Raw genomic sequence first — 22,464 nt, 5'->3', positions numbered from 1 at the left:
TATGTTCGCCTTTGTCATTCGACGCATTATTCAATCCTTGTTCGTGATTCTGGTCATCGGCTTTATCGGATTCGCCATCAAGCACCAGATCGGCGATCCCGTGCGCGATCTGGTGGGGATTTCCGTCTCCAAGGCCGAAAGGGACGCGCTCCGGGAACAGTTGGGGCTGAACGATCCTTTTATGTCCCAGTACGTGCGTTTTATGAAAAACGCCGTCCACGGGGACCTGGGCATGAGCTTTTTCTACAAAAAGCCCACCCTGGAGGTCATCGTCAAAAAGGCCCCCGCCACCCTGGAGCTGGTTTTCGTCTCCAGCCTGATCATCATTTTTCTTTCCATACCGGCCGGAGTCTATGCGGCCATACGCCCTCGAAGTTGGCTGACCCGGTTTATCATGGGCGCCAGCATTGTGGGCGTCTCCATTCCCGTCTTTTTAACGGCGATTTTATTAATCTATGTATTCAGCGTGGAGTTGGGGTGGCTTCCTTCCTACGGACGGGGCGCCACCGTCAGCCTGTGGGGATGGGAAACCGGCTTGCTGACTATCGACGGGTGGAAGCATCTCATCCTGCCCAGCATCGCCCTTTCCTCCATCATGCTCCCTTTATTTATCCGTTTAATCAGGTCCGAAATGATGGAAGTCCTTCAGAGCGAGTACGTCAAATACGCCTGGGCCAAAGGGCTGGCCCCCAGACGGGTGTATTTCGTCCACGCCTTTAAAAATACCTTGTTGCCCGTCATCACCGTGGGCGGGGTGCAGTTGGGAATACTCATCGCCTACACCATCCTGACGGAAACGGTCTTCCAGTGGCAGGGCATGGGGTTCATGTTCCTGGAAGCCGTGGAGCGCTCCGACACCACGCTGTTAGTGGCCTACATGATGGTTGTGGGCGTGGTTTTTGTGGCGGTGAATACGATGGTTGATATCATTTACGGGTTGGTCAACCCCACGGTACGGATAGCAGGCAGGAAATGAAAAAACTTTGGCGGCGTTTTAAAAATTCTTTTTTCTGGTTCAGCTTTCGCCGGGATCCGGTGGCCATCGCCAGCTTTTCCATCCTGGTCATCCTGACGATTCTCAGCTTTTCCGCGCCCTGGATCGCTCCCCATGACGTTTACGAGTCCGCATCCATCGACATCATGGACTCCGAGCTTCCCCCCGCCTGGATGGAGGAAGGCTCAAGCAACTACCTCCTTGGCACGGACATCCAGGGGCGCGACATGCTGTCGGCCATGCTATACGGCATGAGGCTGTCCATTCTCATCGGGCTTGGAGCTGTCTGTCTTCAGGCCTTTCTGGGCGTGATGATCGGTCTGATTGCCGGATACGTGGGGGGCAAGGTGGACTCCTTTCTCATGCGGGTGGCGGACGTGCAGCTGTCTTTCTCCACCCTCATGGTGGCTATCATCATATCCGCCATATTCCAGCTGGCTTTCGGCCTGTCCAAGTATGAAGAGCTTGCCGTGCCCTTGCTGGTCGTCATCATCGGCCTGGCGGAATGGCCCCAATACGGGCGCACGGTGCGGGCCAGCGTTCTGGGCGAAAAGAAAAAGGAATACGTGGAGGCCGCCCGGGTTATCGGCCTGCCCCGTTGGTGGATCATGTTTCGGCACATCCTCCCCAACACCTTGAGCCCGGTGCTGGTTATCTCCACGGTGCAGGTGGCCAACGCCATCATGAGCGAGGCGGCCCTGTCCTTTTTGGGCCTGGGCATGCCGGTAACCAAGCCCAGCCTGGGTTCTTTGATCAATTCGGGCTTTGAATACATCTTCTCCGGGTCCTGGTGGATCACCCTGTTTCCGGGCGTCCTCCTCGTAACCCTGGTGGTCGTGATCAATCTTCTGGGAGATTGGGTGCGCGACGTGCTCAACCCCAAACTGTATAAAAGGTAATTCAAGCGGCTATGGATCATTTGCTGGAAATACACAATCTGGAAGTAAAATTCCGCCTGCGCTCCGGAGAGGTCACGGCCATCAATGACGTGAGCTTTTTCCTGGATCAGGGGGAGCGCGTGGGCCTGGTGGGCGAAAGCGGCGCGGGCAAGTCGGTAACCGGCTTCGCCATTATCAAGCTCATCAGCAAGCCCGGTTTCATCTCCGGCGGCAAGGTGCTTTTTGAAGGCCGGGACATCGCCGGGCTTTCCATCGAGGAAGTGCGCAATATCCGGGGCAATCGCATCAGCATGATTTTTCAGGACCCCATGATGACCCTGAACCCGGTGCTTTCCATCGGAACCCAGATGACGGAAACCATCCTGGCGCACAAGAACGTTTCCAGGGCCGAAGCTCAGGCCATAGCTCTCGATAAGCTGAAAAAGGTGCACATTCCCTCCCCGGAAAAAAGGCTGGATCAATACCCCCACGAGTTTTCCGGCGGCATGCGCCAGCGCATCGTCATCGCCATAGCCTTGTTGACCGACCCGGCCGTCATCATAGCCGACGAACCCACCACCGCCCTGGACGTGACCATCCAGGCGGAAATCATGGATCTTTTGTCCGAGCTTTGCGAATCGGAAAGAATGGCATTGATCCTCATCACCCACGACTTGGGCGTGGTCAGCCAGGTGACCGACCGGATCATCGTCATGTACGCAGGCCGCATTGTGGAGCAAGGCCTCACCCGGGACGTGGTCTCCAACCCCCGTCACCCCTACACCCAAGGGCTCATCGCCGCCCTGCCCGAAAGCCAGCAGCGGGGCAAGACTCTGTGCCAGATCCCCGGAAACATGCCGTCTTTGACCGACATGCCCCAGGGATGCTCCTTCCATCCCCGATGCGAACTGGTCATGCCCATATGCAAGGAAAAAGTCCCGGAATTGATCGAATTGGATAACGGAAACGCCCTTGCCGCCTGCCACGCCCTGGCGAAAGGAGGGGCCTCATGAACACCCAGGCCAAGCCCCTTCTTAAGTTGGAAGACGTGTACAAGGAATTCGACGTCACCGGCGGCTTCTGGGAGCAGTTCCGATGGGAAAACGGCCGGCCCGTGCGCAAGAAGGCCATCGTCAAGGCGGTCAACGGGGTTTCTTTTGACATCTATCAGGGGGAAACCTTCTCCGTGGTCGGGGAGTCGGGCTGCGGAAAGTCCACCCTGGCCAGGACCGTCACCGGCCTGTTGCAGCCGGAATGCGGAAAGATTTTCTACGACGGCGACCGGATAGACGATCTGTCCTACTCCCAAAAGACCCCGTACAAAAAACGCATGCAAATGGTCTTCCAGGACCCCTACGCCTCCCTGAACCCCCGGTTCACCGTACGCAAAACCCTGGAGGAGCCCCTGTTTTTTCACTACCCGCAGCTTACAAGGGAACAGCGGCTGGATCGCATCGCAGAGGTTATGGAGCAGGTGGGCGTCCATCCCGCCTGGGCCGAACGCTTTCCCCACGAGTTTTCCGGCGGGCAGCGCCAGCGCATATCCATCGCCCGGGCCCTGATGGTGGACCCGGAGTTTGTCGTGGCCGACGAGCCGGTGAGCGCCCTGGACGTGTCCGTGCAGGCGCAAATTCTCAATTTGTTCATGGAAGCCCAGGAAAAACGCGGCCTGACCTATATGTTCATCACCCACGATCTTTCCGTGGTGGCCCATATTTCCACACGGGTGGCGGTCATGTATCTGGGCAGCCTGTGCGAGCTTTCCCCGGGCGGCGAGATTTTCAACAATCCCAGGCATCCCTACACCAAGGCCCTGTTATCCGCCATTCCCAGACTGGGGGAGAAAAAAGCCAAGCATATCCGCCTGAAAGGAGAGGTCACCTCGCCCTTGCACCTGCCTTCGGGCTGCGTGTTTCATCAAAGATGCACCTACGCCAAGGACATCTGCACAAAGGAAATCCCCCAGCCCTTCAACGCCGGAGATAACGCCGTCGTCGCCTGTCACGGCGTGGAGCAGGGCTGGGTGGAATAAAAAAAGGAGGTTATAATGGCTGAGAGAACAGAATTTCAAGTATTGTTATTTTCGCCTCGTTGGGGAAGAGATGATACCTATAATTTGCAATTTTCCAGAGAAAAAATGCAAATTGATGGGCCAAAAAGTGCCGAATGCACCTGGGTAGAGGATGGCGATCCAGTATGGACTGGTTATCAAATTGGACAAGGAAATCCTCTTGTAAACATTATGAAAAATGATCATATTTACCCTCCTTCTGTATTTGTTTCCGCTCTGGAATGGGCGTGGAGCGAGTGGCGGAATACTGGTTTGAATGAAGATATCATTCAGGAAGTTAAAGGCCTTTTCGAATGGGTAAATCAGATCACTATGTCCAAACCTTCCTCCGCTTTCTGGAGTAAGTTCTTTTAAAGTATAAAGAGGGCACTGAAAAGCGTCAAATCAACGTTTGACGTTTGAGAGTTTGTAATATGTAGATGCAGGCCGAACTCTGCCCAAGGCGCACTAAGCGCGCCGGCGGCGCCCACAGGGGGGCGCGTCTACAATGGGGTTGGGTAGCCCCGGCAAAGTAGTATCCTGCCGGGGTGCGTGAGTACATGCAGTAAAACCTAAGCGGCGTTAGAATCCTGAATTGTTTAATAAATGGCAGACCATCCAAAACAAGGGCAAAAAAAAAGATCTCTCAAGAAAAATTTTCATCCGTCCATAGTTCCCGATTTCAACAATTCCTTATGGTCGCACCTACTGTTGCTTCGCAACACGGCGGCAAACGACGCTGCCAGTGCCACCCTTTCATATGATCGACCTCGGTTCACAGCAGTCCATTGGCCTTTGAACCTTTTTCGGTCGACATATTGGCCTGACGGCCCCTGGCATTGCATGCCAGGGCTGGCCTGGGGAGAATCCATTGCCATGGAGGCAATTAATAATCCTGTGCAGATGGAGGGTGGCCGCGGCAGGGCAGTATCCTGCCGGGGCGCGTGAGCGCACTTGGTTCGGCCTCGTCAGCCGTGGAAATCAGAGGAGATTATTCGTTCGGACGCTCTTCCCAACGCCAACCTCGTTCCCATGCTGCGCGTGGGAATGCATATGGAACTATCAGAAATCACATTATTTTCAATATGTCCATAATGCACTGAAAATCCAAAAAGCGTGGGTTCAACAAAATTCATACGCCCGCCGACCTTGCACAATTTCAATGCTCTTTTTTGGCCGCACCTTCTGTTGCTTCGCAACCCAGGCAACAAACTGCCTTGCCTGGGCCACCCATAAAAAAACACGCGAGAGTTTGCCGCCGGAAGCGCGGCCGAAAATCGCCCCCCTCTCCGGGGCTCTGTAGATTCAGGGCTTGCCCTGCTTATGCGTGCTTTGCACGCCGTTGGCGCCCACAGGGGGGCGCGTCTACAACGTGGATTGTGGCGCTCTGGTCGCCGTCCGTAGTAGGGTGGCCGCGGCAGGGCAGTATCCTGCCGGGGCGCGTGAGCGCATTTTTTTCGGCCTATGCTGTAGTGGAAATCAAAAAAGATTAATCGAAGCGACGTTCTATCCAACACCCAACCTCGTTCCCATGCTTTGCGTGGGAATGCATATGGAAGTATCAGAAATCATATTATTTTCAATGTATCTATGATGCATTTAAAATCCCAAAAAATAGGGAATTCAACCCACTCCAACCTCCCGCCGATCTTTCACCATTTCAAGACTCTTTCTTGGCCGCACCATCTGTTGCTTAGGCAACCCAGGCAAGAAACCCTCTTGCCTGGGCCGCCTAAAAAAAACACGGCCCCCGGCATTGCATGCCAGGGCTGGTCAGGAATATGTCACGCCCGGCGCCACAAATCCGTCGCCGCCGGCTAATCCAGGTTGAACACCTCCCGGGCGTTTTTGTAGAGGAAGCATTCCCGGGTTTCTTCCTCCAGGCCCAGGCTGTCCAGATCCTCCAGGCATTTGGCATGGGGGATCATGGGATAGTTGGTGCCGAATATCACTTTTTTCTTTCCGTTGGTTTTCATATACCGGACCAGTTCGGGCGGGAACCGCTTGGCCGTGTACGCGGATGTGTCGATGTATACGTTGGGATGCTTGGTGGCCACGGCGATCATCTCCTGGGTCCAGGGGTAGCCGATGTGCCCGCACACCATCTTCAACTCCGGAAAGTCCAGGGCAACCTCGTCTATATAAGGGATGGGTCTGCCCGGCTCGGACGGACATAAGGGGCCGGTATGCCCGACTTGAAAGCAGATGGGGACGTCCAGTTCCACGCACCGGGCGTATAGAGGATAGTAACGCCTGTCCGTGGCGGGGAGGTTCCAGAACCACTGCACCTGCCGCACTCCCACGAACCCGCGCTCCTTGATATAATAGGTCATCTCCCTTAAGGCCTCCATGGGCTGATACAGGTTGACCGAGGCCAGGCCCTTGAACCGGTCCGGATAGGATTGAATCAGGGACAAAACCTGCTCGTTGGAGATCAGCGGGCCGCAAGGCCCATGCCATGCGCAGAGGATTCCCAGATGGACCCCGGCCTGATCCATGGAATCCAGGGTCCATTCCATGGGCAGGTCCTGTTCGATCAAATCGATTCCCATCCATTTCCTTAAGGAAGCGAACATGGGGTGGTTAAGGAATTCCCTGGTGGGCTGCTGCATCCATACGTCGATGATGGGGTTATCTGATTTCATTGCTCCTCCTTTTTTTTGCCTCAAAATGCGGCTGCGCATTCACACATCCCGCATATTTTATTAGATATCTAACTAATTGAGTGCACAAATACACGTTTCATCCCAATTTAGACCATATTTTATTCGCCGGGATTAAAATTGCGCAGGGCTTTTGCCGCCAGTCCGGCCAGGACCTGCTTCTCGTGCTCATCAAAACCCGCGTACAGCCGCTCCCGAAGCTCCCGGGAGATGGATTCCAGGTCCCGGGCCAGTTCCAGGGCCTTGGGCGCCAGGCTCACCTGAAAGACCCGCCCATCCTCGGAATCCCGGACTTTTTCCACGTACCCGTGCTTCATGAGTTTGCGGACCAGCACCGTGACCGTGGGCTTGGTGCGCCCGGTCAGGCGGGCCAGGTCGCTCATGGTCAAAGGGCCCTGGACGTGCAATTGCCGCAGGATGACCCCGTGGGAAGGCTCGATCCCCTGGACGCCTCTTTGCTTGAGGGCGTTGGAGAGAAAGCGGTGAGCGCTTTCCTGAAGGCGTGTAACGAGAAAAACAATGTGGTCCGGATTGGTCATGGCGTCTCCTGGGCGCATCTAATTAGATATCTAACTAAATGTCAAGGGGGATTTCCATCCATAAATAAAATGGCGACGACGTTTTGGAGGCGCCGACATTCCCTATACACATTTTTGTATGAACCCTGGCGGGACAGGGCCTTAGGGGCGTGCGTTCCTTGGGGGCTGGACAATTTTTCCCCGGAAGGGGCCGTGTAAATAAGGGGCGACCCTGTTTTTGCCTGCGGGGAGGACAAAAGGATCATGGGGCCCCGGGCGGCCTGGGGTGGGGGAGGGGGCTTGGGGATCGGCGGGGAGGGGAGGGCCGGGTCCATCGCTTCAGAATTCAAAAATTTTTTTATCTAATAAAAACAAAGTATTAATTTAATAGAATAGGGTCTGTTTCATTTTTCTTTCAGTCTTTATATACAAAATTGTAAAAAGTAGATAGTTCATAAACAAAAACGTAGATTGAAAAGAGTCTATGCACAAAATTGTAATAAAATAGGGGTTGTTTTCGCCTGCAAAATGCCCGGCTTCGCCCTTTTTTTAAGAAATATCTCCCATGATACCAACCTGTTATAATTATATGAAGCATTCACTCCCCCCCTTGGCACATGCGTTGCTCTTATACCCAGGCAACCGGTTGGGATTAAGTCACCCTATACCCCTGGCTAACTAACAAAGGAAACAGAAAAATGAGAAAAATCGCAATTTACGGCAAAGGCGGAATTGGCAAATCCACAACAACCCAGAACACAGTGGCTGGTCTGTCTGAAATGGGCAAGAAAATCATGGTGGTCGGCTGCGACCCCAAAGCGGACTCCACAAGACTTCTTTTGGGCGGTCTGGCCCAACGTACGGTTTTGGACACCCTGCGGGAAGAAGGCGAGGATGTGGAACTGGACGACGTGCGCAAGGTCGGATACGCCGGCACCCTCTGCACCGAGTCCGGCGGCCCTGAACCAGGGGTGGGCTGCGCCGGCCGCGGAATCATCACCTCCATTAACCTTCTGGAGCAACTGGGCGCTTACGCCGACAGCGAAGAATTGGATTACGCCTTTTACGACGTCCTGGGCGACGTTGTCTGCGGCGGTTTCGCCATGCCCATTCGCGAAGGCAAGGCCCAGGAGATTTACATCGTGGTTTCCGGCGAGATGATGGCCATGTACGCCGCCAACAACATCTCCAAAGGCATCGTGAAGTTCGCCGAAGCTGGCGGCGTCCGTCTGGGAGGCCTCATTTGCAACAGCCGCAACGTGGATAACGAGCGTGAAATGATCGAAGCCTTTGCAGCCAAGCTGGGAACCCAGATGATTCACTTCGTCCCCCGGGATAACATGGTGCAGCGGGCGGAGATCAACAGGAAGACCGTCATCGAGTTCGATCCCGCCCATTCCCAGGCGGACGAATACCGCACCCTGGCCAGAAAGATCGACGCCAACGAGATGCGGGTGATTCCCTCGCCTCTGGAAATCGAAGAACTGGAAAAACTGCTCATTGACTACGGCATTGCGGCCTAAGAAAAAATCCGGAAACCAGAACCTTAAGGAGAATTTAAACCATGATAATGATCCGTTCAATCGTCCGTCCCGAAAAAGTAGACAACGTGCTGGCAGCTCTGATGGAAGCCGGCTTCCCGGGAGTCACCAAGATGTCCGTGGTGGGGCGCGGCAAGCAACGCGGAATAAAGATAGGCGAAATCACCTATGATGAAATCCCCAAGGAAATGCTTCTGGCCGTAGTCAAGGACTCAGACAAGGATTTCGCCGTCAGAACCATCGTAAAAGCCGCTCGCACCGGCGACAAGGGCGCCTTCGGGGACGGCAGGATCTTCATCATCCCCGTTATCGAGACCTACACCATCAGCTCCGGCATCAAGGAAACCGAAGACGGCGCAACGGAAGAGGTGCAGATATGAAAGAACTGATCGCCATCGTACGCATGAACATGATGAACAAGACCAAAAAGGCGCTGGCGGATGTAGGGCTGGGCTCCATGTCCGCCCGGGACGCCCTCGGCCGCGGCAAGGGAATTGTGGACCTCAACCTGCTGCAAGGCGCGGAGCTGGGATACGAAGAAGCCATCTCCCAACTGGGCCAGAGTCAACGCCTGATCCCCACGCGCGCCATCATCATGGTGGTGAACGACGACCTGGTGGACAAGGCCGTCAAGACCATCATCAAGGTCAATCAAACCGGCAAGTCCGGGGACGGAATGATCTTTGTGATGCCCTGCGCGGAAGCGGTCCGGGTTCGCACCGGGGAAGAGGGAGAAGATACCCTGGACGAAGGATAAGGCCAGGATTGGAGGCAAGTTCCTCAACCGGAACCCTGTAACGGCCCATGCCAAAGCCTTTGAGACGCCGCTTGAAAAAGCGGTGTCCGAATCTCAGGGCGTTAACGCGACTAGGTCATCCCTAAAAAAGACGGGATGCCGGGCAATGAAGACACTGAAATGTTTTGAAATAGGAGAATAACCCATGGCCGAGGCCGCAAAGGATTTATCGACCGAAAAGGTAACTCTGGATAACCTTGATCCGGAAGAAGTCAAAGCCAGAATCATGGCCAAATACCCGCCCAAGGTGGCGCGTAAAAGGTCGAAACAGTTTGTTATCAACAAGGTGGGCGAAGACGGCAAAACGCCCGTGATCAACGCCAACGTGCGCACCGTTCCCGGCCTCATGGGCCAGCGCGGCTGCTGCTACGCCGGCTGCAAGGGCGTGGTTTTGGGACCCACAAGGGACATCATCAACATCACCCACGGCCCCATTGGATGCGGTTTCTATTCCTGGCTGACCCGCCGGAACCAGACCGATCCGGAAAGCACCCCGGACGGCCACAACTTCATGACCTACTGCTTTTCCACCGACATGCAGGACGAGGAAATCATCTTCGGCGGGGAAAAGAAACTGAAACAGGCCATCCAGGAGGCTTACGACAATTTTAAACCCAAAGCCATCGCCGTATTTTCCACGTGCCCCGTGGGGCTCATCGGCGACGACGTGCACTCCGTATGCCGTGAAATGAAGGAAAAGCTGGGCATCAATATATTCGGCTTCTCCTGTGAAGGATACAAGGGCGTCAGCCAGAGCGCGGGCCACCATATCGCCAACAACGGCATCTTTAAACACGTGGTGGGCCTGGACGACACTATTAAGGAAGGCAAGTACAGGATCAACCTCCTGGGTGAATACAACATCGGCGGGGACGCTTTTGAAATTGAAAGAATCTTCGACAAATGCGGCATCACCCAAGTGGCCGCATACAGCGGCAACTCCAGCATCGATGCCTTCGCCAACTCCCACACCGCAGACCTGAACTGCATCATGTGCCACCGCTCCATTAACTACGTGGCCGAAATGATGGAAACCAAGTTCGGCGTGCCCTGGATCAAGGTCAACTTCATCGGCGCGCACGCCACGGCCAAGTCGCTCCGCAAGATCGCCCAGTACTTCGGCGAGCAGGAATTGATCGACAAGGTGGAGGAAGTCATCGCCGAGGAATTGCCCGAAGTGGAAGCGGCGTGCGCCGAAGTCAGGCCCCGCACCGAAGGCAAGCGCGCCATGCTGTTCGTGGGCGGCTCCCGCGCTCACCATTACCAGGAGCTGTTCGGCGAATTGGGCATGAAAACCCTGTCCGCCGGCTACGAGTTCGGACATAGGGACGACTACGAAGGCCGCAAGGTGCTGCCCGATATCAAGGTGGACGCGGACAGCCGGAACATCGAAGAATTGACCATTGAAAAGGACCCGGAACGCTTTAATCCCCGGATCAGCGAAGAAAGAAAAGCGGAGTTGGAGAATTCCGGTTTTGAGTTCAACGATTACGACGGCATGATGCCTGAAATGCCGGACGGAGCCATGGTCATCGACGACTTGAGCCAGTGGGAGACCGATCAGCTCATCAAGATCTTCAAGCCTGATCTTTTCTGCGCAGGCATCAAAGAAAAATACACCGTGCAGAAACACGGCATCCCGCTCAAACAGCTCCATAGCTACGATTACGGCGGACCTTATGCAGGCTTTAAAGGCGCTGTCAATTTTTACCATGAGATCGATCGCATGGTGAACAGCCGCGTATGGGAATACATGAAGGCGCCCTGGGACAAGAACCCCGAACTGGCGGCCACATACGCCTGCGATTAACGGGCGCACGCTTAGAATTACATCGGGAATCAACACCGATCGATAACAGGAGAAAGAATTCTCATGCTACTTAGACATACTCCAACAGAAATCAAAGAACGCAAGGCCCTGACCGTTAACCCGGCCAAAACCTGCCAGCCGATCGGGGCCATGTACGCCTCCCTGGGCATCCACGGCTGCCTGCCTCACAGCCACGGGTCCCAGGGATGCTACGCCTACCACCGCAGCGCCTTGACGCGTCATTTCAAGGAGCCTGTGGTTGCGGCCACCAGCGCATTCACCGAAGGCGCTTCGGTATTCGGCGGGCAGGCCAACCTGCTGCAGTCCATAGACAATATCTTTACGGTATACAACCCGGACGTCATCGCCGTGCACACCACCTGCTTGTCCGAAACCATCGGCGACGACATTCCCCAGATCGTGGCCAAGGCCAGAGCGGACGGCAAGGCGCCGGCCGGCAAGTACATCATCCATGCCAATACTCCCAGCTATGTGGGATCGCATGTGACCGGCTACTCCAACATGGTCAAGGCCATGGTGGATTATTTCGCCACATCAACCGGCGCCAAAACCAAGGCCGTCAATCTGATTCCCGGATTTGTGGAGCCTTCGGACATGGCGGAAATCCAGCGCATCGCCGAAGTCATGGGCGTGCCTTACATCATGTTCCCGGACACCTCCAAGGTCCTGAACGGCCCCCTGACCGGGAAATACAAGATGTTCCCGGAAGGCGGAACGACCATTGAGGACTTGCACATGACCGGCGACAGCAAAGGAACCATCGCCCTGGGCCGCACGGGCGCCATGGCGGCCGCCCGCGCTCTGGATTCCAAGTGCAAGGTCCCCTGCGAAATCCTGGACCTGCCCATCGGGCTGCAAGGCACGGATGCGTTCGTGGATAAGCTCCGTCTCATGGCCGGCGTGAACGTTCCGGACGTCCTTAACCTGGAACGCGGCCAGTTGGTGGATTGCATCTCGGACTGGCACCAGTACTTGTACGGCAAGCGCGTGGGCGTGGTGGGCGATCCCGATCAGGTTTTGGCCCTGACCAAGTTCCTGGTCTCCCTGGACATGAAGCCGGTGCACATCGTTTCCGGCAGCCCGGCCGGCAAGAAGTACGTCAAGGCCCTGGAAGAAGTTGTGGCGGACATTGGGGAAGAGGTTAACATCAAGGTCCCCGGCGACATGCTGCTTTTTCACCAGTGGATCAAGAACGACCCCGTGGACCTCATCATTGGCAACACCTATTGCAAGTACATCGCCAAGGACGAGGACATCCCCATGGTCAGGCACGGGTTCCCCATTTACGACCGCATGGGGCACTCCTACTTCTCCACCATGGGATACCGGGGCGCCATGCGCCTGATGGAGCAAATCCTGGGCGTCCTCATGGATCGTCAGGACAGGGACGCCACGGACATCACCATGGAACTGGTTATGTAGCAGAGAGGAAATATGACGATGGACGGAGGTCCCTTGCAAAAGGGACTCCGGCCCGGAGTCAAAGTCCTCCATAAAAGAGCAGCATGGATTAGGAGTGAAATATGCCGTCCATACCCATCCTGAAATCGCGTGAGGCGCAAATACACACCAAAGGCGAAAAGCCTTTTGACATGACCTGCGGAAAGCACAGCGTAGCGGGTTCCGTCAGCCAAAGGGCCTGTGTGTTCTGCGGATCCCGGGTGGTGTTGTACCCTATAGCCGACGCTTTGCATTTGATACACGGCCCCATTGGTTGCGCAGCCTACACCTGGGACATCCGGGGAGCGCTCTCTTCCGGACCCCAATTGCACAGGCTCAGCTTTTCCACGGACCTGCGGGAAAGGGACGTCATATTCGGCGGCGAAAAGAAATTGGAAGCCGCCCTGGACGAACTCATCGACCAATATAAACCCAAAGCCGCCTTTGTTTACTCCACGTGCATCGTGGGAATCATCGGCGACGACGTGGCCGCAGTCTGCAGCAAGATGCAGGCCAAAAAGGGAATCCCCGTCCTGCCCGTCCATTCGGAAGGGTTTAAGGGCACCAAAAAGGACGGCTACAAGGCGGCCTGCGACGCCCTGTTCAAACTGGTGGGAAAAGGCTCCACCGAAGACGTCTCCCCCATCAGCATCAACATTCTGGGCGAGTTCAACATCGGCGGCGAAGCCTGGCTCATCAAGGAATACTACGAACGCATGGGCGTGCAGGTGGTCTCGGTCATGACCGGCGACGGCAGGGTGGACGAGATAGGCAAGTCCCACGGGGCGGCCCTTAACGTGGTCCAGTGCTCCGGCGCACTCACCTTTCTGGCCGAGATGATGAAGGAAGAATATGACACACCTTACATCCGGGTTTCGTACATAGGCATCGATGACATGGCCAAGTCCCTGTACGACGTGGCCGCCCGGTTCCCGGACAACCCGGAAATCATGGAGCGCACACGGAAGATCGTCCGGGAGGAAGTGGAAGCCATACTGCCCGAGCTTAACGGGATCCGGAAGGACCTGGAAGGCAAAAAGGCCGCCATCTATGTGGGCGGGGCGTTTAAAGCCTTCTCCCTGATCAAGGCGCTGAACTACCTGGGCATGAAAGTGGTGCTTGTGGGCTCCCAGACCGGCAACAAGGAAGATTATAAAACCCTGCAGGAGATGTGTGATGACGGCACTATTATTCTTGATGACGCTAATCCCCTGGAACTCTCCAAGTACATCATCGAAAAGGACGCAGACCTTTTCATTGGAGGAGTCAAGGAACGTCCCATCGCATTCAAAATGGGCATTGGCTTTTGCGACCATAACCACGAAAGAAAGATCCCCCTGGCCGGATTCCGGGGCATGCTCGCCTTCGCGCGGGAGGTCCATACATCGGTAACCAGCCCGGTTTGGCAGTTTTGCCCGGCTCGCCTGGGCAATAAAGAAGAGTAGAGGAGGCGATCATGAAATTTGCGGGAAAGACCGATAATTATGCAGCCACACAGAACGCCTGCAACCTGTGCTCCCCTCTGGGAGCGGCCCTGGTGTTCAAAGGCGTCTCCAATTGCGTTCCTCTGCTTCACGGGTCTCAGGGCTGTTCCACCTATATCAGGCGCTACATGATCAGCCATTTTAAAGAGCCCATGGACATCGCCTGCTCCAATTTCGGAGAAGACACGGCCATTTTCGGCGGCGGCGCCAACATCAAGCTGGCCATCGATAATATCCGCAGCCAGTACAGCCCGGAGTTGATCGGCATCGCCACTACATGCCTGTCCGAAACCATCGGCGACGACGTGCCCATGTTCATCCATTCCTATAAGGAGGAATGCGAGGACAAGGAAAATCTGCCCGCCCTGGTTCATGTGTCCACCCCCAGCTACCAGGGGACCCATATGCAGGGCTTTCACGGAGCCGTAAGGGCGTTGGTGGAAACCCTGGCCGAGGCCGTGGAAACCGGAGACAAGCCTCTGATCAACCTGTTTCCCGGCATGGTCTCTCCATCGGACTTGAGGCTGCTTAAGGAAGTCGTCGCGGATTTCGGCATGGACCCCGTCCTGATCCCGGATTACAGCGACACCCTGAACGGTCCCCTGTGGACTGAGTACCAGCGTATTCCCGAAGGCGGAACCACCATCGAGGCCATCAAATCCGCCGGCGGAGCCGCAGCCAGTCTGGAATGCGGAATGATCCTGGCCGGAGAGACTGAGACCGCCGGAACCTGGCTGGACAAAAAATTCAGCGTGCCCGCCCATCGGATCGGCCTGCCCATGGGCATTCGTGAAACCGACAAGATGATGGACATCCTGGCGGAAGTGAGCGGAAACCCCATCCCGGACAAATACCTGGGGCAGAGGGGCCGCCTGCTGGACGCCATGGTGGACGGGCACAAACATCTGAACGGCGTGAAAGCCGCGCTGTTCGGCGAGGAGGACCTGGTGGTCGGACTGGCCGCCTTCTGCGGAGAAATCGGCGTGATTCCCGCTCTGTGCGCAACGGGCGGCGGCGCCGGACGGTTTGAAAAAACCATCAAAAGCGTGGTTCCGGAAAGAATCCATAGCAAAATGGAAATCATGGAAGACGTGGATTTTGTAACCATAGAAAAGGCCCTGGAAAAAACAGGCGTGGACCTGCTCATTGGTCACAGCAAAGGCTACGCCATGTCACGGAGACTGAAAACCCCCCTCCTGCGGGTGGGATTCCCGGTCCATGACCGGGTGAACGGCAGCAGAACGCTGCACCTGGGCTATCGCGGCGCACAACAGCTTTTTGACAGGATAGTCAATAAAATCATCGAAATAAAACAAGATCGCTCGGACGTAGGATACACCTACATGTAGCTTCGGACGGAACGAACAGGCCGAAACCCTCTAAGAATAATAAAAAATCCGAGATGGAAAGGGTCGCACCATGAATTTTGACAACCATCCCTGCTTTAATCCCAATGCATGCAAATCCTTCGGACGGGTCCACCTGCCGGTGGCCCCCCGTTGCAATATACAGTGCAAATTCTGCAACCGGAAATTCGATTGCGTCAACGAAACCCGCCCCGGCGTAACCAGCGCCGTGCTTTCGCCAGCCCAGGCCATGGTTTACCTGGACGAAGTTTTCGCCAAAAAGGGCAACATCTCCGTGGTTGGCATAGCAGGCCCCGGCGATCCTTTCGCCAATCCGGCGGAAACCCTGGAAACCCTGAACCTGACCCGGGAGAAATACCCGGACGTCATGCTCTGCCTGGCCACCAACGGGCTGAACCTTTACCCGTACGTGCACGACCTTAAACAGTTGAACGTCAGCCACGTGACCGTCACGGTGAACGCCATTGATCCCGCCATTGGAGCCAACATCTACTCCTGGATGCGTGTGGGCAAAAGGGTGGTGCGTTCCGAGGCCGGCGCGGCCGTGCTTTTGGAGAGGCAGTTGGAAGCCATCCAGGCTTTGAAAGCCGAAGACATGATCGTCAAGGTCAACAGCATCATTATTCCCGGCATCAACGAAGATCATATCGTCGAGGTGGCGAAGAAGATGTCCGACCTGGGCGTGGATCTGTTTAACGCCATGCCTTATGCGCCCAATCCGGGCTCGGATTTTGAAAATCTGCCCGAGCCTCCCAAAGACACGGTGGACAAGATCCGGTCCGAGGCTTCCCAGCACGTCAAACAGATGCGCCACTGCACCCGGTGCCGGGCCGACGCCGTGGGCCTCCTGGGCGAGGCCCATGATCAGGGCCTGATGAAAACCCTCCAGGCCTGTCAGCGCCTGGACGTGGAGCAGGCTGTGGTCGGCAAGGTTTCCTCCAGGCCGTGCGTGGCGGTTGCCAGCATGGAGGGCGTGCTGGTCAATCAGCACCTGGGCGAGGCGGAAACCCTGTTGGTCTACGGCGAGAAGGACGGACGGGTCCAGTTGCTGGAAGCGCGCACCACTCCGGCGGCGGGCGGCGGCATGGAGCGCTGGGCGCAGTTGGCGGAAACCATTTCGGACTGCGGCGCGCTGTTGGTAAGCGGCATAGGCCCTAATCCCCAGCAGGTGCTGTCGGAGTCCGGCATCAAGGTTTTTGAAATAGAAGGATTAATCGATGAGGCGATCCGTGCGGTGTTCGCCGGACAGCCCTTGAATCACATGGTCAAACGCTCGCTCACCGCCTGCGGCGGCGCGTGCGGCGGCAACGGCATGGGGTGCGGTTAACTAGGGAGAGCGCCCCCAGGCTAAATGGTAAGAACAACCCTTTATTGAGTGTGTAAGGAGCATCACAAATGGAAAAACCTGAACATCACATTTTTGTCTGCGCCAGCTTTCGCGCCGACGGCGACGCCAAAGGCGTTTGCAACAAAAAAGGCGCTGTCAGCCTGCTGCCGTACATTGAAAACGAAATCATAGACCGGGGCCTGGACGCTCAGATTACCAGCACAGGCTGTATGAAGGCCTGCGACCACGGCCCGGTCATGGTGATCTATCCCGCCGGACTTTGGTACGGCGGAGTGGAAAGCGAAGACGCCGTCGACGAAATTCTGGATGCCTTGGAAGACGGCGAAGTAGCCGAGTCTTACGCCTTGTGATGAAAAAGCGCGGCGCCCTGTATGCGGGCGCCGCCTTTACCTTGAGGAAAAACTCATGTCCAAAGAAAATTGCGGCCTTTTTGTGGATGAAGCCAACAAGTTCCTGCAGACTGCCAGGCGCGGCCATCGCCGCAGTGCGGTTTTCAACAACAGCATGATTTACCACATTGTGTGCCTGAGCATCGAAAAATACCTGATGGGCCTGTTTGCCTTTCATAACACATTGCCCATGCATAACACCCTGACCTCCATGATTCGGGAGGCGGCCCCGTTGGTCAATCTGCCTCCTTTTTTAATCGAGGAAGTCACGGCCATGGACAACATTGTCAACCTGTGCGATCCCGGCGCTCCTTTGGAGACGACCCTGACAGACGATCAGTTGCAGGGAATGATTATGACCGGGGAAAAGGTGCGGGAACTCGTCAACGGGGTCGTGCTCTGCGCCGCCTAAGGCCGCCCTTCGCCGACTGAGGCGCAACATTGCGGGAAAGGCCAAGGCTATGAACATAACGATTCGCAATGCGGAGTTTGAGGATCTGGAGGCCATGATCGGCCTGCTGGATGAGTTGTTCGCCATAGAAGCCGATTTCGTCGCTGATAAGGCTAAACAGGAAAAAGGCCTCAAGCTCATGCTGGACGGATGCGGCAAGCATCGTTGCGTGAAAGTTGCAGAAGCCGGCGGCAAAGTGATTGGCATGTGCTCGGCCCAACTGCTGGTTTCCACGGCGGAAGGCGCCTACTCCGCTTTGGTGGAGGACATGGTTGTGTCCCAATCCATGCGGGGCCGGGGCGCCGGGACCATGCTGCTAAACGCCGTCGTCGAATGGTCCAGGCTCCGGGGCGTCACGCGTATGCAGCTTTTGGCGGATAAGAACAATAAACCCGCTCTCAGCTTTTACGGAAAGCAGGGATGGAGCGGAACCAAGCTCATTTGTCTGCGAAAAGCGGACGTCAGTTAGAAATGCGAGATTCAAGATGGAAGAAAAAGTTCCGGTCCATATCATCGACACCACTCTGCGCGACGGAGAGCAGGCGCCTGGCGCAGCCTTTGACAAAAAGGAAAAGATCGCCCTGGCCATAATGCTGGATCAGGCCCATGTGGACGAACTGGAAGCAGGCATTCCGGCCATGGGGGCGGCGGCCCAGGACGAAATCAAGGCCATCGCCGGCTTGAATCTAGATTGTCTGCTCACCGCCTGGTGCCGGGCTTTAAAAGACGACATCGATCAATCTTTGCCATGCAATGTGACCGGAGTGCACATCAGCTTTCCGGTTTCAGACATTCATTTGGATGCCATGGGCAAGACAAGCAGCTGGGTTTTAGATCAGCTCAGCGAGTTAATTCCTTACGCCTTAAAAAGGTTTTCCCGGGTTTCCGTGGGCGCGCAGGATGCCTTCCGGGCGGACATGGCGTTTTTGAAGCAGTTCGTTCACTCAGCCAACCTCTGCGGCGCCCATCGGGTGCGCATCGCCGATACCGTGGGGCTTGCCAGGCCCTCCCAGGTGGAAAACATGGTGCACGTTTTATCCAGGGCCGCAGGGAAAATGGCCCTGGAGTTCCACGGTCATAATGACCTGGGCATGGCCACGGCCAACACCATTGCAGCCATCGAGGCCGGCGCCCAGGCCGTCAGCGTGACGGTCAACGGGTTGGGGGAACGGGCTGGCAACGCTCCCTTGGAGCAGGTTGTGGTGGCAGTCGGGACCCTGGACTCCCGCTCCTCATGCGTGGACGCCAGACATATGAATAAAATATGCCGGTACGTGGCCGAGGCCGTCAACAGGCCTATCCCCGCGGATCAGCCCATAACCGGCCAGGCTGTTTTCACCCATGAGTCCGGGATTCATTGCGCAGGCATCCTGAAAAATCCCGATACCTATCAGCCTTTCAACCCCGAGACCGTAGGCCGGGAAAGGGCGCAGCTCGTCATCGGACGCCATAGCGGCTCCGGGATGGTTCGGCACGTGCTGGCCAAGGCTGGGGTGCGCCTGGAAGAGGGCAAGACCGAATCCCTGATGGCCGCCGTAAGAATGGAGGCCCTTAAAAAACGCTCCGTGCTTTCCCCCGGCGAATTGGTCAGGATATACAACACCGTTTAGCGAAAACATGCGCTCATCCCGGCAGGGTGCAAGGCTGCATTCTGTCGGGGCTTCATGGCTGAAAAATCTCCTCTCTCTTGACAGAATTCATCTTTTAAAAATATTCTGGCCTCATCATCCCCGAACAATGCCTCCGTTCGCCGGCTGCGCCCGGTTGTACGCCGTATCCATACGAATTGGAAATTTTGGGGAAAAATATTATTATTTCATCGGGTTGTACATAGTTTAAGAAAGGAAGAGCATGCGAAAAGGTTTTGCTTGGCAATGTCTTCTGGCGATTATGTTGTTTGCTTTCATCTTTGATCCGGCTGCGGCCGAACCTCCCGGAAACATGCTGGTTCTGGATTGCTCCCAAAGCATGCAAAGAACCCTGGATACAAGGCCGGGCATGGAAAATGCGCGGCCTGCAGCCTTGCGTTTCGTTAAGTCGCTGCCCCAGAACTCCCTGGCGGGCATTGTGGCTTACGGCCAGAACGCAGCCAAGGGCTGCGACGACGCGGAGGTGCTCGTCCCTCTCGCCCCCTATGACAGGAGGGCGCTAATTTCAGCCATCAAGAAAGTGCAGCCCCAGGGCAAGGCGCCTTTGACCACGGCTTTGCGCAAGGCCTGGGAGCAGGCGGCGGGCCTGAGTCAGGGCTGCGTCATCACCTTGATAACGGACGGTTGGGACGACTGCTGGGGCGATCCCGTCTCCATGGTGCAGGATCTGAAAGCCCGGGGCGCCGGGATTATTGTGAATATAATCGGAGTGGCGCCCAATCGCGAGGACGCCGCCAAGCTGATGCGGCTGGCCCGTGCGTCGGGAGGCGCCTATAGGGCTGCAGATACGCGTGCGGACCTGATTCTTAAGGCTGCGGAAACCGCTGAAAGCGTCTCTGCAGCAAACCCCTTCGTCCAGGTCGATCAGCCTGGCAGAAAGCCGAGGAGGCCTCAAGAGCAATTCGGCCATGGCTCCAGGCGGCCTCTTGCTGCGACGGATGAAGTCCAGGGAGGAGGCGGCGCCCCCGGAGCGCTGCAGGCGCAGTTTGTAAAACTGCCTGGTTGGACCGGAAGCAAGGTTTCCATTCAGGATTACACAAAAAGCGGCGCGTCCATGCTCATTGCCGACCAGACCCTGCAAAAAAATCATGCGCGAATCCGGACCGCGGTCAAGGCGGGCTCCTCAGGCATCGCCTCCAATCCGTATTCCGTTGAGGGAATGCCGGACCTGACGGACCCGGGCGTTACAAAAACAACTTCCACAATTAACGGGTTTTCCGTGCAAAATGTCTATGACAAGCGCCGCAACAAGGGCTGTTTGGTCATCCTGCTGCATAAGGACAATAAATCCAGGCGGCACGCCCTGTTAGCCCTTGTATACAATAACATCAGCGCCGACCGGGCCATGGAGCTTTCGCGGTTTTATGATTGGCGGGCTTTAAGGGAAATCACGCGCGACTATAAGGCCATATTGCGGGAGGCCGAAGGACAGGGGAATGCAAATGCCTATCCGGGCCCGGGCTTTAAAGGCGATGGAAAAATATTCATGACGGCATTAAAAAGAGGGAAGCCCGTACCGGCCAGGGTGCGCTTTTTCAAGCGCGGAACCATGGAAGTGGTGTTCACCAAGGAGATTCCCGGCCGCCGGCGGGTTGAACTGAAAATTCCCTATGGCAGGTACGATGTGGGCGTTAAGCCCGAAGGCGAGCGCGAAACCATAGAAGCCAATGTGGACGTGCTGCGCGGCGAGTCTCCGGAAGTGGTTATGCGTTTTTAAAGGTTCGCGGCGGCGGTGCGGCAATAAAATGCTGTTAGTAGTCTTTTACCAGTTGTTCTCCCTTGAGAAAGTACAGCCCGGGGGCCTTGGACCCGTTAAAACCTGTTCTGACGGAATTCCGAACGAATGAAGCGCAATAGGCGCCGGCGTTGCATATGACTATGCGGCTGGATCGGCTCGGATTCACATGATCCACGCGCACTTCGGGAAGCAGGGCGTCCGCCGCGAATGTATCCACCCCGGAGCTGGTGCATCCGTGCACTTGGTAGTGGTAGAATCTGCTCGCCGGCGCCAGACCGCAAATAGGGTATTGGAGGCGATTGTTCATGGTCAGAACCTCTCCATGCCCGGCAAAGACCGAGGCGTCCACAAAAAGCCTGCGGGGATAGCAGGATTCGTCGGTGTGGACCGCTGTCGTCAGGGTCACGGCCGCGTCAGCCGTCAGAAAACGGCTGGGCTGCATCCACAAAACCGGGGTGAAGGGGTAATATTTGCCAATCGCCTGTCTGATGGCGTCCGCCACAGTGCATGCATCCGGCGCGGAGCCTTGATAAAGAGCGGGAAAACCGCCTGCAATATGAAGGATTTTCAGGGAGGGATATTCCCTCGCCAGCCTGGCGCAGGCAGAAATTCCCGCCTTCCAGTTTTCCAAATTCACGCATTGGGAGCCCGGATGAAAAGATAAACCGCAAACCTCCAACCCCCTTGCCGCCGCATAATCCAACAGCCGATTGGCGTGGTTCTCCTCAACACCCAAACGGTGGCTGTCGGCGATCACGCTGCCGGCGTTGGATGATGATACTCGGATAAGAACCTTGGCGTTAGGCGCATTGGCCGCCAGGTTTTCCACCTGACTGGCGCTGTCCGCGGAAAAAATGCGGAACCCCTGGGCGTACATTTCCCTCACGCTGTCCGCCGAGGCGATGGGGCATCCGTTAAAGCAGTCAGCCCCGTCCCCTGCAACCTGTTTGACATACTCCAACTCCGCCGGATTGCCCACGTCAAAACCGCATTGGTTCTGGTGCAGAATTTTTAGCACCTGAGGCAAAGGGTTGCACCGGACGCCGAACAGGATTTTATCCGGTCGAAGGGCCTGTCGTAATTTCTGGATGTTTTTTTCTATAATGTTTAGATTATAGACAAAGCAAGGGGTGTCCAATTCATGGATACGGGGCATCAAGATTTTAAATAACGTATTGAGATCCATTCCTTTTAGAGCCTGCCTTAAAAACCGAACGGGGGACGAGCGCTGGAAAAACATACATCAATCGGGATAGGGGCGCAAGCAATAAATACGCAAATAATTGAAATAAATTTGAAATTTTTATGGAAATAGCGATTTCAACGA

21 protein-coding genes are annotated in these 22,464 nt (G+C 55.9%); 18 read left to right on the top strand and 3 right to left on the bottom strand.

The features are described from left to right. Position 1 precedes the first annotated feature (1 nt). Genes G491_RS0101135 through G491_RS0101115 form a run of 5 tightly spaced genes read left to right on the top strand, consistent with a single transcriptional unit; the run spans position 2 to position 4,297 of the window. Positions 2-976 carry an ABC transporter permease gene (locus G491_RS0101135; RefSeq protein ID WP_012610666.1) on the top strand — a complete coding sequence of 325 codons (975 nt, stop codon included), beginning with the start codon at positions 2-4 and terminating at the stop codon, positions 974-976. Next, positions 973-1,893 carry an ABC transporter permease gene (locus G491_RS0101130; RefSeq protein WP_012610665.1) on the top strand — a complete coding sequence of 307 codons (921 nt, stop codon included), beginning with the start codon at positions 973-975 and terminating at the stop codon, positions 1,891-1,893. The genes G491_RS0101135 and G491_RS0101130 overlap by 4 nt, the downstream gene beginning before the upstream one ends. A gap of 11 nt (positions 1,894-1,904) precedes the next feature. Further along, entirely contained in the window at positions 1,905-2,885 is a 981-nt protein-coding gene (locus G491_RS0101125; RefSeq protein WP_028313274.1) for an ABC transporter ATP-binding protein, read from the top strand. Further along, positions 2,882-3,904 carry an ABC transporter ATP-binding protein gene (locus G491_RS0101120; protein WP_028313273.1) on the top strand — a complete coding sequence of 341 codons (1,023 nt, stop codon included), beginning with the start codon at positions 2,882-2,884 and terminating at the stop codon, positions 3,902-3,904. The genes G491_RS0101125 and G491_RS0101120 overlap by 4 nt, the downstream gene beginning before the upstream one ends. A 15-nt stretch (positions 3,905-3,919) precedes the next feature. Continuing rightward, positions 3,920-4,297 carry a hypothetical protein gene (locus G491_RS0101115; protein WP_028313272.1) on the top strand — a complete coding sequence of 126 codons (378 nt, stop codon included), beginning with the start codon at positions 3,920-3,922 and terminating at the stop codon, positions 4,295-4,297. Positions 4,298-5,739: 1,442 nt separating this feature from the next. Here G491_RS0101115 and G491_RS0101110 read toward each other — a convergent pair. Both G491_RS0101110 and G491_RS28935 read right to left on the bottom strand, forming a co-directional pair. After that, positions 5,740-6,567, bottom strand: coding sequence for an amidohydrolase family protein (locus tag G491_RS0101110; protein ID WP_028313271.1), 828 nt, complete (start codon positions 6,565-6,567; stop codon positions 5,740-5,742). Positions 6,568-6,686: 119 nt separating this feature from the next. Continuing rightward, on the bottom strand, positions 6,687-7,124 hold the full coding sequence (locus tag G491_RS28935) for a MarR family winged helix-turn-helix transcriptional regulator (RefSeq protein ID WP_051326942.1): 438 nt from the start codon (positions 7,122-7,124) through the stop codon (positions 6,687-6,689). Between the two features lie 677 nt (positions 7,125-7,801). Here G491_RS28935 and nifH point away from each other — a divergent pair. The 13 genes from nifH to G491_RS0101030 all read left to right on the top strand — a co-directional run bounded on the left by nifH (position 7,802) and on the right by G491_RS0101030 (position 21,116). Continuing rightward, positions 7,802-8,626, top strand: coding sequence for a nitrogenase iron protein (nifH, locus tag G491_RS0101090; protein ID WP_012610655.1), 825 nt, complete (start codon positions 7,802-7,804; stop codon positions 8,624-8,626). Positions 8,627-8,667: 41 nt separating this feature from the next. Beyond that, the gene (locus tag G491_RS0101085) at positions 8,668-9,024 is read left to right on the top strand and encodes a P-II family nitrogen regulator (RefSeq protein ID WP_012610654.1); all 357 of its coding nucleotides are present in this window, start codon (positions 8,668-8,670) and stop codon (positions 9,022-9,024) included. Then, on the top strand, positions 9,021-9,401 hold the full coding sequence (locus G491_RS0101080; RefSeq protein ID WP_028313269.1) for a P-II family nitrogen regulator: 381 nt from the start codon (positions 9,021-9,023) through the stop codon (positions 9,399-9,401). The genes G491_RS0101085 and G491_RS0101080 overlap by 4 nt, the downstream gene beginning before the upstream one ends. Before the next feature lie 184 nt (positions 9,402-9,585). Then, positions 9,586-11,250 (top strand): nitrogenase molybdenum-iron protein alpha chain, encoded by a 1,665-nt coding sequence (gene nifD, locus G491_RS0101075; RefSeq protein ID WP_028313268.1) that lies wholly within the window; start codon positions 9,586-9,588, stop codon positions 11,248-11,250. Positions 11,251-11,313: 63 nt separating this feature from the next. Next, a complete protein-coding gene (nifK, locus tag G491_RS0101070; protein WP_028313267.1) occupies positions 11,314-12,693 on the top strand; it encodes a nitrogenase molybdenum-iron protein subunit beta in 1,380 nt (459 codons plus the stop codon). Positions 12,694-12,794: 101 nt separating this feature from the next. Beyond that, a complete protein-coding gene (nifE, locus tag G491_RS0101065; RefSeq protein ID WP_028313266.1) occupies positions 12,795-14,156 on the top strand; it encodes a nitrogenase iron-molybdenum cofactor biosynthesis protein NifE in 1,362 nt (453 codons plus the stop codon). A gap of 11 nt (positions 14,157-14,167) precedes the next feature. Further along, positions 14,168-15,544 carry a nitrogenase component 1 gene (locus G491_RS0101060; RefSeq protein ID WP_028313265.1) on the top strand — a complete coding sequence of 459 codons (1,377 nt, stop codon included), beginning with the start codon at positions 14,168-14,170 and terminating at the stop codon, positions 15,542-15,544. Positions 15,545-15,614: 70 nt separating this feature from the next. Further along, on the top strand, positions 15,615-16,889 hold the full coding sequence (gene nifB, locus G491_RS0101055) for a nitrogenase cofactor biosynthesis protein NifB (RefSeq protein WP_028313264.1): 1,275 nt from the start codon (positions 15,615-15,617) through the stop codon (positions 16,887-16,889). Positions 16,890-16,957: 68 nt separating this feature from the next. Beyond that, a complete protein-coding gene (locus tag G491_RS0101050) occupies positions 16,958-17,260 on the top strand; it encodes a (2Fe-2S) ferredoxin domain-containing protein (protein ID WP_012610647.1) in 303 nt (100 codons plus the stop codon). Positions 17,261-17,315: 55 nt separating this feature from the next. Next, entirely contained in the window at positions 17,316-17,711 is a 396-nt protein-coding gene (locus G491_RS0101045) for a hypothetical protein (RefSeq protein WP_028313263.1), read from the top strand. Positions 17,712-17,760: 49 nt separating this feature from the next. Then, positions 17,761-18,219: a GNAT family N-acetyltransferase gene (locus G491_RS0101040; RefSeq protein WP_028313262.1), complete on the top strand. Its 459-nt coding sequence runs from the start codon at positions 17,761-17,763 to the stop codon at positions 18,217-18,219. 16 nt (positions 18,220-18,235) lie between these two features. Next, positions 18,236-19,360 carry a homocitrate synthase/isopropylmalate synthase family protein gene (locus G491_RS0101035; RefSeq protein WP_028313261.1) on the top strand — a complete coding sequence of 375 codons (1,125 nt, stop codon included), beginning with the start codon at positions 18,236-18,238 and terminating at the stop codon, positions 19,358-19,360. A 280-nt stretch (positions 19,361-19,640) separates the two neighbouring features. Next, positions 19,641-21,116, top strand: coding sequence for a vWA domain-containing protein (locus tag G491_RS0101030; protein ID WP_169829374.1), 1,476 nt, complete (start codon positions 19,641-19,643; stop codon positions 21,114-21,116). A 34-nt stretch (positions 21,117-21,150) separates the two neighbouring features. Here the strand turns inward: G491_RS0101030 and G491_RS0101025 are convergent, their stop codons facing one another. Continuing rightward, on the bottom strand, positions 21,151-22,293 hold the full coding sequence (locus G491_RS0101025) for a type III PLP-dependent enzyme domain-containing protein (RefSeq protein WP_169829373.1): 1,143 nt from the start codon (positions 22,291-22,293) through the stop codon (positions 21,151-21,153). Positions 22,294-22,464 lie beyond the last annotated feature (171 nt).

The organism is Desulfatibacillum aliphaticivorans DSM 15576 (genome assembly GCF_000429905.1).
GTDB classification, from domain to species: domain Bacteria; phylum Desulfobacterota; class Desulfobacteria; order Desulfobacterales; family Desulfatibacillaceae; genus Desulfatibacillum; species Desulfatibacillum aliphaticivorans.
The sequence above is the reverse complement of the archived record's forward strand: the minus strand, read 5'-3'. Positions and strand labels throughout refer to the sequence as shown.

Excerpts from the sequence above, each read along its gene's own strand:
- nifE (WP_028313266.1), top strand. The coding sequence starts at position 12,795 with ATGCCGTCCATACCCATCCTGAAATCGCGTGAGGCGCAAATACACACC.
- G491_RS0101085 (WP_012610654.1), top strand. The coding sequence starts at position 8,668 with ATGATAATGATCCGTTCAATCGTCCGTCCCGAAAAAGTAGACAACGTG.
- G491_RS0101025 (WP_169829373.1), bottom strand. The coding sequence starts at position 22,293 with ATGCCCCGTATCCATGAATTGGACACCCCTTGCTTTGTCTATAATCTA.
- G491_RS0101125 (WP_028313274.1), top strand. The coding sequence starts at position 1,905 with ATGGATCATTTGCTGGAAATACACAATCTGGAAGTAAAATTCCGCCTG.
- G491_RS0101115 (WP_028313272.1), top strand. The coding sequence starts at position 3,920 with ATGGCTGAGAGAACAGAATTTCAAGTATTGTTATTTTCGCCTCGTTGG.
- G491_RS28935 (WP_051326942.1), bottom strand. The coding sequence starts at position 7,124 with ATGACCAATCCGGACCACATTGTTTTTCTCGTTACACGCCTTCAGGAA.
- G491_RS0101135 (WP_012610666.1), top strand. The coding sequence starts at position 2 with ATGTTCGCCTTTGTCATTCGACGCATTATTCAATCCTTGTTCGTGATT.
- nifK (WP_028313267.1), top strand. The coding sequence starts at position 11,314 with ATGCTACTTAGACATACTCCAACAGAAATCAAAGAACGCAAGGCCCTG.
- G491_RS0101110 (WP_028313271.1), bottom strand. The coding sequence starts at position 6,567 with ATGAAATCAGATAACCCCATCATCGACGTATGGATGCAGCAGCCCACC.
- G491_RS0101050 (WP_012610647.1), top strand. The coding sequence starts at position 16,958 with ATGGAAAAACCTGAACATCACATTTTTGTCTGCGCCAGCTTTCGCGCC.
- G491_RS0101030 (WP_169829374.1), top strand. The coding sequence starts at position 19,641 with ATGTTGTTTGCTTTCATCTTTGATCCGGCTGCGGCCGAACCTCCCGGA.
- G491_RS0101035 (WP_028313261.1), top strand. The coding sequence starts at position 18,236 with ATGGAAGAAAAAGTTCCGGTCCATATCATCGACACCACTCTGCGCGAC.
- G491_RS0101130 (WP_012610665.1), top strand. The coding sequence starts at position 973 with ATGAAAAAACTTTGGCGGCGTTTTAAAAATTCTTTTTTCTGGTTCAGC.
- nifB (WP_028313264.1), top strand. The coding sequence starts at position 15,615 with ATGAATTTTGACAACCATCCCTGCTTTAATCCCAATGCATGCAAATCC.
- G491_RS0101060 (WP_028313265.1), top strand. The coding sequence starts at position 14,168 with ATGAAATTTGCGGGAAAGACCGATAATTATGCAGCCACACAGAACGCC.
- G491_RS0101120 (WP_028313273.1), top strand. The coding sequence starts at position 2,882 with ATGAACACCCAGGCCAAGCCCCTTCTTAAGTTGGAAGACGTGTACAAG.
- nifD (WP_028313268.1), top strand. The coding sequence starts at position 9,586 with ATGGCCGAGGCCGCAAAGGATTTATCGACCGAAAAGGTAACTCTGGAT.
- G491_RS0101045 (WP_028313263.1), top strand. The coding sequence starts at position 17,316 with ATGTCCAAAGAAAATTGCGGCCTTTTTGTGGATGAAGCCAACAAGTTC.
- nifH (WP_012610655.1), top strand. The coding sequence starts at position 7,802 with ATGAGAAAAATCGCAATTTACGGCAAAGGCGGAATTGGCAAATCCACA.
- G491_RS0101080 (WP_028313269.1), top strand. The coding sequence starts at position 9,021 with ATGAAAGAACTGATCGCCATCGTACGCATGAACATGATGAACAAGACC.
- G491_RS0101040 (WP_028313262.1), top strand. The coding sequence starts at position 17,761 with ATGAACATAACGATTCGCAATGCGGAGTTTGAGGATCTGGAGGCCATG.